Source organism: Nitrospira sp. ND1 (genome assembly GCF_900170025.1).
In the GTDB taxonomy this organism is placed as follows: domain Bacteria; phylum Nitrospirota; class Nitrospiria; order Nitrospirales; family Nitrospiraceae; genus Nitrospira_A.
The window spans coordinates 2,412,869-2,429,467 of record NZ_FWEX01000006.1 but is presented as its reverse complement, the minus strand read 5'-3'; the positions used below and the strand labels follow the sequence as shown (position 1 = coordinate 2,429,467).

Here is a 16,599-nt window from a genome sequence, read left to right as displayed (position 1 = left end):
TCTTGTAGCGCGCAAAGGCGACGGGTTCGTTAAGAACAGGCCCGTAGGCTCGAGAAAGAGACCACATGGAGATGCGGGGAAGGGAATCCGGGGGACACTAACGCGCAAATATCAGCATACTATTGGCGGGGAGCACCACCGCGGCCGAATAGGCAAAGCCATGCAGGGGTTGCAGACCGGCGGTCACGCGCCCGCTGTTGCCGGCCACGCCGGCATTGATCCAGTTTTCATAGGCATCGCTGTTGAACAGTTCGCGCCAGTCACCCTCGTCTGGGAATCCGAGTCGATACCCGACGCGGGTGAAGTCGGCCAGGTGCACCACCACTAACAGGTCATGCCCTTCGCCTTCCACCCAGCGATGAAACGTCAGGACCCGATTCTGATCGTGCACATGCGCCACGCGAAACCCTTGTCCACGCAGCGCCGGCAATCGGCGGCGTACATGCAACAGTTCCCGCGTGAACCGCAGATGGTCGATCATCTGCCGGTCGCCCTGATCGAGACCGGCCCAATGGAGAAGCAACTCGCGGTGTGTCACGAAGTCGTCCGCCCACTGCTTGTCCTCCAGAAATTCCTGCCCCATGAACAGCATGGGAATCCCGGGAGCCGTGAGGCTCAGGCCGGTCGCGACCCGCGCACGGCTGCGCGCAAACCAGGATCGGGGGTGGTCCGGATCGCCAAGCCGGGCGATGCGCTGTTCCCGTCCCCGGTAGACGATGTCGTGGTTCTCCGGCCCCTGCACAAACCGCCAGGACTCGTTGAACCCCTCGGGCCACAAACTTCTCGCTAACGCCGTCATATTCAGCGGTCGCTCGTCGGGTGCGCTCGCGTTGCCGATGACATCGCGGATCGCCATCCGCAGGCCGTCGGTCAACGTGGTGTCGAACCCGGCCCCGACCGGCCGCGGCGCGACGATGAACGGATTCACATCCCAATATTCCGCATGGTGCAACCTCTCCGGCCGCTGTGCATGCACCGTCGACGTCAGGTCCTGGCAAAAACGCCAGCCCTCGGGCGCGCCGTCGTGATCGATCACGCTCACCTGGTCGTACCGGAATCCATCGACACGGTATTCAGTGAGAAAGAATTTGGCGTTCTGAATCAGGAAGTCGCGAACCTCCGGCTTGGCAAAGTCGAACACAAGACCGCCGGCATGGCCTACATCGGTGAAGTACAGTGAGTGACGCTGACCGCCGGCCGGATCCTGCCGGTCGAAGAAATACAGGCTCTGATCCCCGAAGTCTCCGCCCGCATGGTTGTAGACCACATCGAGCAGCACCGCCAAACCATAGATATGGGCGAGATCGATCAGCGCCTTGAGCTGATTCATTTCCCCCCGCAGCTCCTTCACCTGATATCGGCGCAACCCCTTCGCGTCCAGCAGCCGGTTGACCGTCGCCACATAGGGAGCCAGATCGGCATCCGCCACGGCGAAATCCATTTCGGGAGAAAAATAGTCGGTGCCGTTGTAGCCCAGGCTGAAGCTGGTCTGAAACTCCTGAATGGGCATCAATTGCAGCGCGTTCACGCCAAGCTCAGCGAGATAGGGCAGCTTACGAGCCACATCGAGAAAGGTGCCGCCTTTTTGCGGGAGATTCGGGGTGAAGAACGTCCCCACATGGAGCTGATAGATGACGTATTCGTGAAAACGCGGCGTGACATAGCCGCACTCGTGCCAGGGAAAGTCCGGGTGACGAATGATGCATTGGCTGGGGAAGGGCGATTCCAACTCGCGGGCATAGGGATCCCGCTTGAGCCCCTCACTCCCCTCGCCGACCACGTAGAACATGTAGCGCTGGCGATCCTTCACCCCAGGGATGAACCCGCGCCAATGCCCCTGCGCGTCCCGTGTCAGCAAACTCGCTTCGTTCCGTGCCTGATGGTTGAAATCGCCGACCACGTGGACGGACTTGGCATGCGGAGCCCAGCAACGGAACGTCGCGCCGCCGGCAATCAGATTGGCCCCCATCGGGGTATCGGAATGAATGTGGTTCAGTGACGCGGGCATGGATGTGCCCCATAAGGCAATTATCTGACTCAGACAGGCGCATCCTAAAACAGAATGCCAAACGGAACAAGAGACCCATTGATTTGCCTGCAAGAATTACTGATGCGAGCAATACTAAGAATGGATACGCCGCTAATCGGGAAGCGTTTGCGAACGGCCAAAAAGTTTCGTATCTTTCGCATAAATGAGCAATTCAAAGCAGGCCGTCAGGACAGCAGGTAGACGAATCTCTCATTATCTCTTTGTGCTGTTTCCTATAGGCGTTGCATTGACAAGTTGCGGCACCATGATGGCCCTCCATGCGGACGCGCCCAAAGAGTTCGCACGTACGCCTGATTTACCTTGTAGCTGGCCTCGCCTGTACAGTGGAATTTCGCTCGATATTTACGCTGTGAAACAGAATAGTCAGATTGGCGCCATTCTGTTTTGGGACATCCCGCTGAGTTTGGCAATGGATACGATTGTTCTTCCTATAACTGCATTCCTGCAAATTCGTGATGGGAGCTTCAAAGGAGCGAAATGGCGATGTCCCGAATCTGGCTCGATTTCCGAACCAACAGAGGGACCTGCTGCGCCAACCGAGGATAATACAAAGCCACAGGACGGAGCGATGCAGCACCACTGACACTTCACCCCATACCATTTCGCGCATTAATCAAATCGAGGATCTGTTCCGCTGCGGCATCCGGCGACACGACCATCGTGTCGATAGCCAGGGCCGGCGAGACCGGTGCCTCGTAGGGGGTCTGTAACCCGGGCACGGTGGACGACTCGCCCTGCAAGCCGCGCCGGTAGGTCCCCTTTTTATCACGCTGCATGCAGACCTTCAGCGGACACTCGATGGAGACTTCCAACAGGCTGGGAATCAAGCTGCGCGCACACTCTCGATACTCCCGCCGGCTCGCCGTCGCGTCGAAGATCACACTCACCCCATGCGCAACCAGTCGCGATCCCATGAACGCCAGGGCGCGATAGAACAGGTCGCGTTCTTCGCTGGAATAGCTGGCCTCCGGAGTCAACATACGCCGGACGGCATCGGACTCCAGGACTTCGACCGGCACTCCACACGATTCGAGCCTGGGTAACAACCGTGCGACAATCGAGCTTTTCCCGGAAGCGGGAAGACCGGTCAGCCAGAGGGCAAATGGCAAGGGAGTCATCACATCACTTAGTCGCAATAACGGTTCACATCCGCCGGGTCGAAGCGCGGCGTCGCCAGCACATTCTCGATGAACCGGAAGATTTTACGCCGCACAGTCACCGTGAGTTTCGGATACCAGAGCGGACTCGCCAGCACCAACCCGCGAAACGCGAAAAACGGCGCCGTCGCCTCCAACACCTCGTGATCGCGGCTCCTGGCGAGGTAGGTCTCCCAGAATGAATGGAAGGCCACTTCCAGCGCGCCCTTCAACCTCCCATGCCGGCACAGTGAGAAGAACAGATAGTTGATCGACATCGACGTCACGTCGTCCGCCGGCTCACCCCACTCTCCGCGTGACCGGTCCAAGACGGAAAAATCCGTCCCGTGGCGAAACAGCACATTCCAGGGATGGAAATCCCCGTGCACCTGCGACAGGCGCGCATGCCGGCCGCGCAGCCGCCACCGCCACACATTGCAGGCCACCTCGATTCGCGCCAGAAGGTCTTCGGTGATGAAGGCAAACCGATCGGGGTAACTATCGGTGAGGCCCATGATACATTCACCGTGGCCGAGCAATTCTCGAAGCCGACGCCGATAGAGTTGTGGATCGGTCTGTTTCACCCGGTGAATGTCGGCCAAATATATGGCCAACGCTGCGGTCCGCTTCCGGTCGAGCGCAGTCGGCTTGGTCGCCCCTGCCATGCGTTCGAGATCCTTGTGATAGGTCGCTCCCTCTGACCATTCGGTAAGTAAGAAAAACTCTTTGGCCGTAGCCACGGACATCAATTCGCCCCGCGCGGTGAAAGCCCCCACATCCAGCGCGTCGATATGTCCCGGCAGGCGGCCGTAGCAGTCATAGTCCCACAACATCGCCTGAGCCCGGTCGGCCGGATGTTCATGGCCGAATGGACCGGGACTCATCGTGCCCAACACCACCCGGCGGGTCTTGCCTCCCTGGCGGAAAGTCAACCGGACAGGCGCGCCATAGCCGTATTGCTTATACCGCGCGCCGCTCGTCTCCTTGCCGATCGGTCCATAGGCGAGCAATTCCGCGCTCGGCCCGAACCGGACCTTGAGGTAGGTCTCCAGGGCAGATTTCTTCAACACCGGCATACCGCTGTCCGACGCAAGACATGTTCCCGAAAATATGCCCGCTTCAGCCTGCAATGGAACCAGCAACTGGCGCATTGAGCTTCAGCGCCTCCTGAGGCAGTGAGGAATTATGCGCCAGTGCCCCGAAAGGCCACCATCATCCCGTCTGCTGAAGTCGCGCAAATGCCCCACTTTCAGCCGGTTCAGCTCCATCCCCGCCCCGCGTTCCCACCTGCGGCAAGGGCATGTGCTTTGCTGAGACAGCAGGTGCACAGACTATTCATCTGAGACGAGAGGAGGCCGCATGAACCTGGAAGTTGAGAGCCGCAATATCGCCATGACCCCGCGCTGGAAAACCGAGATCGAAGAGCGGATGGCCACCTTGCAGCGTGGCCACGACGACATCATCCATGGGCGAGTCACCCTGACGAAGAATCGCCATCATAAAAAACTGGACAACGTGGCAGAAGCGCTTGTGCTGGTCACGGTGCCGACCCGTCACACCATCACCTCCCGCAAGGAGGACAAAACTTTCGAGGAAGCGATCCGGGCCGCCTTCGACGCCGTGGCGATCGAACTGCGGAAATATCGCGAGAAGCGGGCCGACAAAGTTGTGCGCATCGAACCGCTGCCCCAACTCCGCGGTGTGGTGAGCAAAGTATTCCCTCACCTCGGCTACGGCTTCATCCTGAAGGACGGCGGCGGCGAAGTGTATTTCCATAAGAATGCCGTGAAGGGCATCCCATTCAACGACATAGAGGACGGACAGGAGGTCCTCTTCGAAAGCGAACCGGGCGAAAAGGGCCTACACGCCACCATCGTTCAACCACCCCACGCGCTGGAAGTGTAGGAGTCCGGACGATGTCAGACAAACAGAAGCTTCCCGCGAGCCTGTTGGCTCCGCAGGTGGACCCCGGCCGCCTGGGATTCGATGATACGAGCGAGGTCGAACCGCTCGATGACACGATCGGGCAAGAGCGGGCGGTCGAGGCCTTGGACTTCGGCCTTCAAATGAAGAGCCCCGGCTTCAACATGTTCGTCTCCGGGCCGGTCGGGACTGGCAAGGGCACACTCGTCAGGCAAATGGTGAAGCGGCTGGCCCAAACGGCACCGGCTCCATTCGACTGGTGTTACGTCCACAACTTTCAGGACGCGTCGCGCCCGACCTGCCTTTCGTTTCCGGCCGGGCAAGGCGCGTCGTTTAAACGCGAGATGAGCACCTTCATCGAGGGCCTCCGCCGGGACATTCCCGCGGCCTTCGAAGGCAAGAAGTACCTCGATGCCGAGGCGAAGATCATCGAGGAGACGGAAGGAAAAAAGAAGGCCCTCTTCCACGACCTCACCGCGCTCTGTCACCAGCGCGGATTCGGGTTCGAAGAAACGCCGGTCGGCTTCGGGCTGGTCCCCCTGAAAGACGACCGCCCGATGACAGAAAAGGAAATGGAAGCACTCTCTGAACAGGTGCAGCAGGAACTCACGGAAAAACGACAGTCGCTCGAGAGCGACCTGCGGGAGTTTCACGTCCGGATGCACACCCTCGAACGGGAGGCCGAGCAGGCGCTGCATCACCTCGACCACCAGATCGTCGCTAACGTCATGAAAGGCGCCTATGAAACGCTGCAGCGGGCCTATCAAGATCTACGACCCGTGACGACGTACCTGCAGCGGGTCCATCACGACATCATTCACCAATACAAAGACTTCCTGCCTCACAGCGGTCCGGTGCTGCCGATCCCCGGGCTGGAACAAACCCGTCGCCCGGACATGACCCGGTTCGCCGTCAACCTCATCGTGGCGCGGGAAGCCACCGCCGGAGCACCGGTTGTGGATGAACCCCACCCGACCTACAGCAACCTCATCGGAAAAATCGAGCGCCGGGCTCACCTCGGAGTGATGTATACCGATTTCACCGAAATCCGGGCCGGGGCCATGTTGCAGGCCAACGGCGGCTACTTGATTCTGCAGGCGCTGGATCTCCTCCGCCAGCCGTTTTCCTGGGACGCGTTGAAGCGCGTCATCAAGACCGGCGCCGTCACCATCGAGGACCCGGCCGAGTTCTATGGATTCGCCACCGCGGGCCTGCGGCCCGAACCGATTCCCGTCTCGGTCAAAGTCATCCTGGTCGGCACAGCGGGCATCTATCACTTGCTGCAGGCCTACGAAGAGGATTTCTCGAAACTCTTCAAGGTGAAAGCCGATTTCGATGTGGAGGTCCCGCACGATGAACGGCAGGAGCGGCAATATGCGCGCTTCGTCGCCAAATTATGCAAAGAGGAAGGACTGCCGCATTTCGGCGCCGACGCCGTGGCGGAAGTCATCCGCCAGGGGTTTCGCTATGCCGACCGGCACGATCGGCTGTCCTTGCGATTCAGCCTGGTCAGCGACCTCATTCGCGAAGCCGGGTATTGGGCCAGGAAAGACGGGCACTCCTTCGTGACGCGCGCGGATGTCGAATCGGCCCTGGCGCACCAGAGACACCGGGCCGACCTACCTGAGCAATGGATCCAGGATGAAATCCGCGAAGGGACTTTGATGGTAGATTTGCAGGGCGAGGTCGTCGGTCAGGTCAACGGGCTGTCCGTCTATGAGCTGGGCGACTATGCCTTCGGCCGTCCCACCAGGATCACCGCCCGCACCTATGTCGGCACCAAGGGCGTGATCGATATTCAACGCGAGGTCGAGCTCGCGGGAAACATCCACAGCAAGGGGGTCATGACGCTGGCCGGATTCCTGGCGGGCAAATTCGCGGGGATGCAGCCGTTCGCGCTCAGCGCCACCCTCACCTTCGAACAGACCTACTCCGAAATCGAGGGAGACAGTGCCGCCGTGGCCGAACTCACGGCCGTCCTCTCAAGCCTCGCCGACCTTCCCGTCCGGCAATCGCTGGCCGTCACCGGCTCGGTGAACCAACTCGGTGAAATCCAACCCATCGGCGGGGTCAACGAGAAAATCGAAGGGTTCTTTGAGTCATGCAAGCGGCGCGGCCTGACAGGCACGCAAGGGGTGATCATCCCCGCTCGAAACACGAAACACCTGGCACTGAACCGGGAAGTCGTCGCGGCCGTGGAAGAGGGAAAGTTTGCCGTCTATGGCGTGGACCACGTCGAACAGGCGCTTGAGCTGCTCATCGGCGTCCCCGCCGGGGAACGCGGACCGGAAGGAACCTTCCCGCCTGAGAGCATTTACGGTCGAACCGCCGCGCGGCTGGAGGAGATGGCGCAGATTGTCGCGAATTGGGGAGAAGGCGAAGAAGAGCCGGAAAAGATCACGGGGTAAACAGAACGAGGACCCTATGCCCATGTACGACTATACCTGTCTGGACTGCGGAAAAGAATCGCTGATCATCGTGACGCTGAAGCAACATGAAAAAGGTGAGGTGCAATGTCCCGCCTGCGGTAGCACCAAACTGCAGCAACACTTTTCGTCGTTCATCGCGCACACGACCAAGAAAAGCTGAAGGAGACACAGAGACTCATGCAGATCGTCATGACCACCGGCACCCGGTATTCCTTCGTCGTCTCGCTTGTCGTGACCCTCGCGGCCGCCTGTGGCCCGGCGACGGCACAGGACTTCCCGCCGGATGTCACTAGAGGGAAGGCTGTCTACGAGCGTCATTGCCTCGCTTGCCATGGCCGTGGCGGATGGGGCGACGGACCCGATGCCGCCGCATTGACGGTCCCGCCGGCCAACTTCCACCGGTTCAAGTCCTTCCTCAAGTCCGAAGAGGAGTTGCTCCGAACGATCGAGCACGGCATCGTCTTCAGCGCGATGCATTCCTGGCAGGGGCAACTGACCGAAACGGAGAGGCTGGACGTGCTGGCCTACATCCGCCTGCTCGTGCAGCAGGGAAAATGACGCAGCGCCCCGCCGGCTGCGAGCCGATGCCGTATGGACGGGACATGCTCAATGACTTACCTCACCCCTCATGACGCCTTAGTGGTGGTCGACGTGCAACGGGATTTCCTTCCGGGCGGCGCATTGGGCATACAAGATGGCGACAGGATCGTCCCGATCCTGACTAGGTACGTGGCACGATTTCATGCTCGAGGGCTACCGATTTTCATAACTCGCGACTGGCATCCGCCCGACCACTGTTCGTTTCGGGAGCAAGGCGGGCCTTGGCCGGTCCACTGTATCGCAGGATCGCCCGGCTCCTTGCCGCCACCGAACTTCCAGCCTCCCGTCTCGGCGGTCACAATCTACAAAGCGATCGATCAGGACAAAGAAGCCTATTCCACATTGCAGGACACGCCACTCGATCGTCATTTACGCGCCCTGAAGGTCCGCCGCCTGTTCATCGGGGGGTTGGCGACCGATTACTGTGTGCTGAACACGGTGAAGGATGCGCGGGCGCTTGGTTACGATGTGTGCGTGCTCATGGATGGGATCAAGGCCGTCAATCTCCACCCCGACGACGGCCGGCGCGCCGAAGAAGCGATGGTGCTGGCCGGCGCCATTCCCCTTTGCCTGGAGCGATTGGCCGCATGAACATCACCTCGGGCGCGCTGCTCACGGACCTCTACGAACTCACGATGGCGCAGGCCTATCTCGCCCAGGGAATGACGGACATCGCCGTCTTTGAATTCTTTGTCCGGAAACTGCCGCCGCAACGCAACTTCTTCATGGCCGCGGGACTGGAGCAGGTCTTGAACTACCTGGAGGAGTTTCAGTTCTCAGACGCCGACATTGCCTGGCTCGATCAGACCGGCGGATTCAGCGCATCCTCGCTCGACGCGCTCCGCGCGATGCGCTTTACCGGCGAAGTCCACGCGATGCCGGAGGGAAGCCTCTTTTTTCCACACGAGCCGATTCTCCGCATTACCGCCCCGCTGCCACAGGCACAACTCGTGGAAACACGGGTCATGAATCTCCTGAACTTCCAAACGATGGTGGCCTCCAAGGCCTGCCGGTCGGTCTTGGTTGCCGGCGACAAACCCCTGATCGATTTCGGCCTGCGCCGCGCGCATGGGGCGGAAGCGGGCCTTCTCGCCGCCCGCGCCGCATACCTCGCCGGGCTCGCGGGCACGTCGAACGTATCAGCCGGCGCCCGCTTCGGCATCCCCATCTACGGGACGATGGCCCATTCGTTTGTCCAGGCTCATCTCGATGAGTCGGAGGCCTTCATCCACATCGCGGAGGCGCAACCACGCAACGTCGTGCTCCTCATCGACACCTATGACACGGAAGCCGCGGCGGAGAAGGTCGTCTCCCTGGCGAGTCGCTTGAACGCACGAGGTATCTCGATCCACGGCGTCCGACTCGATAGCGGAGATCTGGCCGACCATGCGCGCAAAGTTCGGCACATCCTCGATCGCGGAGGTCTCACGGCCACCCAAATCCTCGCCAGCGGAAATCTTGACGAGGAACGCATCCAGACGCTGGTGACAGGACAGGCACCGATCGACAGTTTTGCAATCGGCACGGCCATGACCACATCGGCCGATGCCCCCTACCTGGACTGTGCCTACAAACTCCAGGAATATGCCGGCAGACCCTGCCGCAAACGTTCCGAAGGCAAAGCCACCTGGCCGGGTCGAAAACAGGTCTACCGCCGGATCGGAACCGACGGACGCCTGAACGGTGATATCATCACGGTCGAGGGCGACTGCCGGGAAGGCCAGCCCCTGCTGGGCCACGTGATGCAGGGAGGTCAACGCGTCGCATCCCCTCCGTCGCTGGAAGACGTTCGACGATATGCCCGGCTCTCGTTGACACAACTGCCGGCCCCGTTGCGCCGGATCGACCGCGCCGATCCTTACGACGTCCGGATCGCGCCGGCTCTCACCGAGTTGGCGGAACAGGTCGATTTACACACATGAGCCACATGATGCTCCCGGAACCATGCCATTCAGCACAGCACCGAATCTTCTTGAAGGAGGCCCGTTCATGAACCAGCATTCTGTTTCCAGCACCATCGTCGCAGGTTGGGTGGTGGCCGCCTTACTCTCCCTGCCGACCGGTGCTGACGCCGCGCCCAAGCCGGCGCCCAAACCCTCCTCAGGCAATACCTGCGAGAGCGCCTTCAAGCAGACCCGTCCGGCGTCAAAAATTTTGGACAAGGTGCTCCAGTCCCATGCCCGCTGGCTGGAAGACCGAGACTCCCCCGATGGCCGCCGGGCCAATCTCTGCCGCACCGACCTTCGACAACTTCGCCTGGTAGGAGCCAATCTCGAACGGATCAATCTTGAAGGGGCGATCCTGAAAGGCTCGAATCTTCGCACCGCGAGTCTGGTGCAGGCGCACCTCAAAGGCGCGGACCTCTCCCAGGCTGTACTGGACGATGCCAATCTTGAAGGCGCCGATCTGCGCAAAGCCCTGCTGGTGAAGGCCCATCTCAATCGCATCGCCGCCGACGAAGCCGCGTTCTACGGAGCCAACCTGCAAGGCGCGCTCTTCCGGGAGGCGCTGCTGGAGCGGGCTCATTTTGAGGATGCGGATCTGCAGGGCGCGGACCTCAGCAACGCCACCCTCCTGGACGGCTATTTTTATGGCGCGAATCTGTCGAAGGCCAATCTCACCGACGCCGACCTCGCCGGAACCGACCTCCGCCGGACCAATTTGCGCCAGGCCAATTTACGCCGGGCCAACCTGCAGGGTGCCTTGATGGACAGCGCCAACCTCGACGGGGCATCCCTCGTCGAAGCAGATCTGGAGAGCGCCTACTTGGACGATGCCTCGCTGGCGCATGCGGACCTCCATGAGGCCAGCCTTCGTGGCGCGGATTTTCGCTTTACGCATCTTGGCGGCGCCAACCTGCAGCGAGCCAATCTTGAAAATGCGAACATGGAGGGAGCCAACCTCGTGAAAGCCAGGCTGGACTCGGCCACACTCACGATGACCGTGCTGTACAAGGCCAACCTGTCGGCCGCCAATCTGCACGGGGCCAGCCTACATCATGCCGTCCTCATCGGGACGCAACTCGCGCGGGCCGATCTCCGGAAAGCCGACCTCACCGAAATCTACGGCCCGAACGCCCATCTGCAGCAAGCCTGGCTCAGCGAAGCCAATCTGGAATTGGCGAATCTGGTGGCCGCCGACCTGAGTCAGGCCGACATCAGCCACGCCGTCGTGGTTCAAACCAATCTCCAGGAAACCAATCTGCGCGGAGCCAATCTCAGTGCGTCCGATTTGACGGGAGCCCTGCTGAACAACGCCGATCTTGGCCAGGCCGACTTACGAGGCGCGAACCTGAGCGGCGCGCTGGGGCTGGTTCAAGCACAGCTGGATGCAGCCTGCCTCGATGAGGCGACCCGGATTCCGTCCGAGCTCCAGAGGCCGAAGCCCTGCGCACAACCACGCCCGCGGCTACGAAAATAGCGTACCCAGCGAACCCTCAACGTAAGGGTCGCCGACCCGGCCGTACGTACGCAGCCTCTGGCGGAATGTTCATCACACGCTCGTTGCTGTGGGGCTGCGGTACGGACGGTACCAGGCGGATCGATTCGATGTCGTGGGAGCAGTGATCTGCCTCGTCGGCAGGGCGGTCATCATGTACATGCCTCGTCCCCCGATGTAAGCCATCGTTCACCATCCCGGTTCACGCATTCCAACCACTCCACCCAGACAACAGGCATTTCCCCACTGACCGGCTGCACATCGACCGGTCTGATGGGAGAGGCTCGCTGTCATATCAACTACATAGATCGTTGATCCGTGCGCAGACGAGCTACCTTGCCTACTTCACACTTAGGGTTTAAGCCGTCCCTAACTAGGTAGGTATCCAGGGGCCTACTTCCGTGAGCAGCGCAAAGATTGAGTATGCAGAGTCATGCTCGTCTCGACCGCTCATGCGAGTGAAGGGAGGGATCCCATGAACACGACGATACTGACGATATGCCTGTCCGCCGTGCTGACATTGTGTCCGGCCTGGCCGGACACTTCTCACGCCGATTCGTCACTTCCCAATGAGCCAGGTGAAGAGTTGTTAGTCGCACAATCGTCCGACACGATCATCGGATTGCTCTTTCGCGACTACTCGCTTCGCGGCAACGGCCAGGTGGACTACCGTACGGCTCGCCACATCCTGGGGATTTCCTATGACGACCCTGCGTCTGAGGAACCCGATGTCGCCTTGTTTCCATTGTTTTACTGGTATGACGCCAATCAGGATGGACAGTGGGAGATGTGGGTCGACCGCGACGAAACGGGCCGGCTCACCGATGCTGTGCGTTACGACTGGAGACAGGGGCAGGAACTGATCACATCTTCCAAGACCTGGTGAGTGTGACATGACAACCCTAAGTGGCTTCCCTATAATCCGTCAGGCAGCAGAAAGCCCGGTAGCCGTCTCACCGCCTCGACTTGTCGGCCATGATGGACACATCTCCGCCCCATTCGCTCCGCCGGATGCCGACCGGCATCTGGGTGCTGGGTGTTGTCAGCCTGCTGATGGACATTTCCTCGGAAATGATTCACAGCCTGCTGCCGCTCTTCATGGTCACGACACTCGGCGCCGGCACGATCGCGGTCGGCATTGTGGAGGGTCTGGCCGAGTCCCTGGCACTCGTGGTCAAAGTCTTTTCCGGGACATTGAGCGACTATCTCCGTAGACGGAAGGGGCTGGCCTTATTCGGCTATGCCTTAGGCGCATTGACCAAACCGCTCTTCGCGATCGCCCCGGACATCGGAACGTTGTTGACCGCCCGCTTATTGGATCGAGTGGGAAAAGGCGTGCGAGGCGCACCCCGCGATGCATTAGTGGCGGACATTGCGCCTGCGCATCTCCGCGGCGCAGCGTTCGGCTTGCGGCAATCGCTCGATACGGTGGGGGCCTTTCTCGGCCCCCTGCTCGCGGTCGGATTGATGCTGCTCTGGGCCGACGATTTCCGGGCGGTCTTCTGGGTGGCCGTCATACCGGGAATGATGGCCGTCGCGCTGCTGCTGTTCGGCATACAGGAGCCTGAGTCCCGCCAGACGACAACAAGGGCCAATCCGATCACCCGGGACAATTTCGCACGCTTAGGCTCGGCCTATTGGTGGGTCGTGGGGATCGGCTCCATCTTTACGTTAGCGCGCTTTAGCGAAGCCTTTCTCGTCCTGCGCGCCCAACAAGGCGGGATTCCCATCGCTTTCATTCCCCTCGTCATGGTCGCCATGAACCTGGTGTATGCGTCCTCGGCCTATCCGTTCGGCAAGCTCTCCGACAGAATGAACCACCGGACGCTGCTCACGCTCGGTCTGCTGCTGCTGGTTGCGGCCGATCTGGTCCTGGCCATGAACGATCATTGGAGCGTGATTCCGGCAGGCGTGGCGCTGTGGGGCATTCACATGGGGATGACACAAGGCCTGCTGGCCACCATGGTCGCAGACGTGGCACCGACCGATCTGCGCGGGACAGCCTACGGCTGCTTCAACCTGGCCTGCGGGCTCGCCATGCTCATCGCCAGCCTCCTCGCAGGATTCTTATGGGATCGACTCGGCGCGGCATTCACATTCTACGCGGGCGCGTGCTTCTCTGTGCTCGCGATCATCGGGACCCTGTCCTCTCCCATGACACAACACCGGCGCACCGGTTAAGGCATGGACGCACCCGCATCCCCTCGCTTCGCGAGACTACCGAGTATGACCACGCGCGGGCCGTTCGACAGGGGAAGGAGAGTGCCTGAATCCGCTCGATCTCCGATCACCCACTCATACAATCGCTTGGCATCCTCCAGTACCGGGGTAGGCGGCACACCGTAATACTGGCGCTGCATCTGCTCATCAGCCAGACCGATGCATCCGTGAGAGGCCGGATATCCCGGCAAGTCACGACCGTGAATCCAATAACTCACCCCCTGTGCGTTCACGTAAAACCGCAACGCGTATCGCATCGGGTAGGGCACGGGCGTCGATTCGATGGTATAGAGGCAGGATCGATGAGTACGGTGGGCAGCGGTAATCCGATAGTCTCCGACAGGAGTTTCGTTCTCCGGCTCTCCGGAAGCGATCGGAAAGGACAATCTCAACAACCCGTATTCATAGGCACCGATGAACTGTTCCGTCAGATCCACGACAATGAGTTGTTGATCCTGTTCTCCGGCAGGATAGCGGCCCGGCAACGGGGTAAACTCCGCCACGTCGTCGAGCCGAATCGGTATTTTGATCTCCCGTCCCGGCTGCGCATGCCGGCGATCGATCCGGTTGAATCGCGCGACATCGACCCACCGCCGACCGAACAACGTCTCCAGTGTTTCCCCACGTTGTAGTCGCCGGCAATGCCAGGCGACCCGCTCATCGCTCGGGTGATGAACGGCACAGGGGGAACGGGTTTCGGCCGCCCGTCTTGGCATAGCCGCCTCCCCGGGCAACGTGCCGGGAGCGAACAACACAACCATGAGGACGACCCGCTGTACTACTCGCGCAGTAGCGGTCACAGCCTGTTCCGGCATCATGCTAGGAGCCTGTCCGACATGGCCTTCGTAGCGAGGCCAAGGAGGCGCGACCAGATGCGAGGCCGCAGGCCTGGAAAAACCGGAAGCGTATTCGCTGAAATACGTTGAGGATTTTTTCGGGCCGAGAACGACGCAGATGATCGTGGATCGTTTGCCGCAGCCGAACGGTCAATGTCGGACAGGCTCCTAGGACCAATATGCCGAGGCCTTCATATACCCGTGCAACAAGTCCCGCCTGGCAACGATGCCGACGAGCTGCTTGCCCCGCACCACCGGCAGGCGCGTCACGTACCGGTCTTGAAACAGGTTCGCGACTTCCTCCAACGTCATGTTTTCCCGAGCCGCCAGGGGCTGCGTCGTCATGATTTCTGAAGCGAACACTTTGCGCAAATCCCGGCCTTCGATCATGGCTTGCAGGAGATCGTATTCGGTCACGAGCCCGACCAGAGAGCTGTCCTCTGCCACTACGGGCAAGCCGCCGAAATTCTGTTTGGTCATCAGCCGACCGATGGTCAGCGCGTCCGTCTGTGCCGTACAGGTAAACAACGCATCCTGCATCAGTTGGCCGACCGTCAGCGTTTTCGGGTCACAGGCCTGAGTGATCAAGTCGATACGGCGCATACGTCGCCCCCTCTCCACACACGCAATAGGTCAATTCCTACCTGCCTTTCGCCCGTCGCTTCACTCCGGGACGGAGCGCGGCACGCACCACATCACGACGCGTCACCACTCCCACGAGCCGATTGCCCGCATTCACGACCGGCACCGACATGAGATCGCTCTCCGTCAGAACATGTATCAGGGTAGACAGCGTGGTTTCCGGCGGCACCGAGTAGGGATTTTCGGTCATGAGATCTTTCGCCGTCTGATCACTCCAGGCCTGCCCCTCATCGAGCGCCGACAACAGATCATGTTCGCTCACAACCCCCGTGAGCTGTTTCGCCTGATCCACGACGGGCACGTTGCTTCCCTCTTTCAGAAGCAACTTCGCCACGCGGTCGCCTTTCATGTCGAGACGCGCCGCCTGCACGCGCTTGTTCACAATGTCGCCGACCGTGAGGTCTTCGAATGCCACGCGCCTGCGACCCGCACCGGCCGATCGTCTCGCCGGGGCTTTCCGCTTCTTCACCATACCGCTTCCTCCTTGTCTACCCATGCTATCCGCAGCTATCCCATCACTCTGCCTGCGCAGGCAGGACAGGACTCCGGTCCTCGGCCCAGCGAACATGCTGCGTGGTGACATGTCCTCGCCGGACGTGAATCCCCTTCACCTGTTGTATCTGGCCGCCCAGCGTGGCCGCCACCTCGTAGGCACCATCCGGCACATCGATAAAGAGCCAGGGGCCCGTCACCTGCTCCCGGGGAACCGTCAGCACCGTCGCACCCTTGCTCTGGCGAAGCACGACCTCCACCCCCGTCACGAAAGGCTTCCCGCCTGCTGTAAACACCAGCTTCAAGGGAAACGGAGGGTACGCCGCCTCACGCTCAACCTGGCCGATGCCGGCGCTGAAATAGTGGATCTTCCCGCTGTGGTAAAGCGGGAGGGTTTCTTTCTGCGTTCCGACCTCGGTAGGGATCTCCAGTTCGATCGCGTCACCGCCCGGAGCCACACGTGTCGTCACTCCCCCGGCGACCGGCTCCACTCCGGCCAGCCACAGACTCAGTCCCACCATTCCACTCATCACCGCAATGACTCGGCTCTCAAACATTGCGCGTCCCTCCTTCGGACCTTCTCACGCAATCGTGATGCCTGAACGCCGACCGATCAGCCAACGTACACAGGTGCATGTCCTCCGGACCGTCGCGATTCAGATCTCCCCTCTCACTGATGCCAATTACCCCAATATCGTCCCGCCCACTGCTGCAAAACGCCGCAACTGCCTACGACGACTGCCCGGCAAACCTGCCAACCGCCTGGCATCGCACGCAATTACCGCTTCGTGATCAGACCGCATTCAGGCATACCCGATGCAAACCCCATCCCG

General features: G+C 60.7%; 18 protein-coding genes. 11 read left to right on the top strand and 7 right to left on the bottom strand.

The features are described from left to right. Positions 1–97 precede the first annotated feature (97 nt). Positions 98–2,008, bottom strand: coding sequence for an alpha amylase C-terminal domain-containing protein (locus tag NSND_RS16345; protein WP_080880007.1), 1,911 nt, complete (start codon positions 2,006–2,008; stop codon positions 98–100). Between the two features lie 184 nt (positions 2,009–2,192). On the opposite strand from NSND_RS16345, the gene NSND_RS16340 reads away from it, so the two are divergent. After that, positions 2,193–2,633 (top strand): YceK/YidQ family lipoprotein, encoded by a 441-nt coding sequence (locus NSND_RS16340; protein ID WP_080880006.1) that lies wholly within the window; start codon positions 2,193–2,195, stop codon positions 2,631–2,633. 4 nt (positions 2,634–2,637) lie between these two features. On the opposite strand, the gene NSND_RS16335 is transcribed toward NSND_RS16340, so the two are convergent. After that, positions 2,638–3,168, bottom strand: coding sequence for an adenylyl-sulfate kinase (locus NSND_RS16335; RefSeq protein ID WP_080880005.1), 531 nt, complete (start codon positions 3,166–3,168; stop codon positions 2,638–2,640). An 8-nt stretch (positions 3,169–3,176) separates the two neighbouring features. Further along, a complete protein-coding gene (locus NSND_RS16330) occupies positions 3,177–4,337 on the bottom strand; it encodes a phosphotransferase family protein (RefSeq protein ID WP_200810548.1) in 1,161 nt (386 codons plus the stop codon). A gap of 208 nt (positions 4,338–4,545) precedes the next feature. Here NSND_RS16330 and NSND_RS16325 point away from each other — a divergent pair, with 208 nt between their 5' ends. The 10 genes from NSND_RS16325 to NSND_RS16280 all read left to right on the top strand — a co-directional run bounded on the left by NSND_RS16325 (position 4,546) and on the right by NSND_RS16280 (position 13,757). Continuing rightward, the gene (locus NSND_RS16325; RefSeq protein ID WP_080880004.1) at positions 4,546–5,091 is read left to right on the top strand and encodes an HPF/RaiA family ribosome-associated protein; all 546 of its coding nucleotides are present in this window, start codon (positions 4,546–4,548) and stop codon (positions 5,089–5,091) included. An 11-nt stretch (positions 5,092–5,102) separates the two neighbouring features. Then, on the top strand, positions 5,103–7,517 hold the full coding sequence (locus tag NSND_RS16320) for a Lon protease family protein (protein ID WP_080880003.1): 2,415 nt from the start codon (positions 5,103–5,105) through the stop codon (positions 7,515–7,517). A 16-nt stretch (positions 7,518–7,533) separates the two neighbouring features. Then, the gene (locus NSND_RS21350) at positions 7,534–7,698 is read left to right on the top strand and encodes an FmdB family zinc ribbon protein (protein WP_013250270.1); all 165 of its coding nucleotides are present in this window, start codon (positions 7,534–7,536) and stop codon (positions 7,696–7,698) included. A gap of 17 nt (positions 7,699–7,715) precedes the next feature. Beyond that, positions 7,716–8,096 carry a c-type cytochrome gene (locus NSND_RS16310; protein ID WP_080880001.1) on the top strand — a complete coding sequence of 127 codons (381 nt, stop codon included), beginning with the start codon at positions 7,716–7,718 and terminating at the stop codon, positions 8,094–8,096. Between the two features lie 51 nt (positions 8,097–8,147). Further along, the gene (locus NSND_RS16305; protein ID WP_143833591.1) at positions 8,148–8,729 is read left to right on the top strand and encodes an isochorismatase family protein; all 582 of its coding nucleotides are present in this window, start codon (positions 8,148–8,150) and stop codon (positions 8,727–8,729) included. Continuing rightward, entirely contained in the window at positions 8,726–10,060 is a 1,335-nt protein-coding gene (locus NSND_RS16300; protein WP_080879999.1) for a nicotinate phosphoribosyltransferase, read from the top strand. The genes NSND_RS16305 and NSND_RS16300 overlap by 4 nt, the downstream gene beginning before the upstream one ends. A 67-nt stretch (positions 10,061–10,127) precedes the next feature. Continuing rightward, positions 10,128–11,558: a pentapeptide repeat-containing protein gene (locus NSND_RS16295; RefSeq protein WP_159450835.1), complete on the top strand. Its 1,431-nt coding sequence runs from the start codon at positions 10,128–10,130 to the stop codon at positions 11,556–11,558. Positions 11,559–11,646: 88 nt separating this feature from the next. Beyond that, positions 11,647–11,757, top strand: coding sequence for a YnfA family protein (locus NSND_RS22195; protein WP_369974239.1), 111 nt, complete (start codon positions 11,647–11,649; stop codon positions 11,755–11,757). 294 nt (positions 11,758–12,051) lie between these two features. Further along, positions 12,052–12,462, top strand: a complete 411-nt coding sequence (locus NSND_RS16285; protein ID WP_080879997.1) for a hypothetical protein — start codon at positions 12,052–12,054, stop codon at positions 12,460–12,462. A gap of 89 nt (positions 12,463–12,551) precedes the next feature. After that, complete coding sequence (locus tag NSND_RS16280; RefSeq protein WP_080879996.1) at positions 12,552–13,757, top strand: MFS transporter; 1,206 nt, start codon at positions 12,552–12,554, stop codon at positions 13,755–13,757. Here NSND_RS16280 and NSND_RS16275 read toward each other — a convergent pair. The 4 genes from NSND_RS16275 to NSND_RS16260 form a co-directional block, all read right to left on the bottom strand. After that, the gene (locus NSND_RS16275; protein WP_200810546.1) at positions 13,754–14,614 is read right to left on the bottom strand and encodes a L,D-transpeptidase; all 861 of its coding nucleotides are present in this window, start codon (positions 14,612–14,614) and stop codon (positions 13,754–13,756) included. The two genes, NSND_RS16280 and NSND_RS16275, sit on opposite strands and share 4 nt — an antisense overlap. Before the next feature lie 186 nt (positions 14,615–14,800). Beyond that, positions 14,801–15,235, bottom strand: coding sequence for a CBS domain-containing protein (locus NSND_RS16270; protein ID WP_080879995.1), 435 nt, complete (start codon positions 15,233–15,235; stop codon positions 14,801–14,803). Between the two features lie 37 nt (positions 15,236–15,272). Continuing rightward, on the bottom strand, positions 15,273–15,746 hold the full coding sequence (locus NSND_RS16265) for a CBS domain-containing protein (protein ID WP_159450834.1): 474 nt from the start codon (positions 15,744–15,746) through the stop codon (positions 15,273–15,275). Between the two features lie 43 nt (positions 15,747–15,789). After that, positions 15,790–16,323: a hypothetical protein gene (locus NSND_RS16260; protein ID WP_080879993.1), complete on the bottom strand. Its 534-nt coding sequence runs from the start codon at positions 16,321–16,323 to the stop codon at positions 15,790–15,792. Between the last annotated feature and the right edge of the window lie 276 nt (positions 16,324–16,599).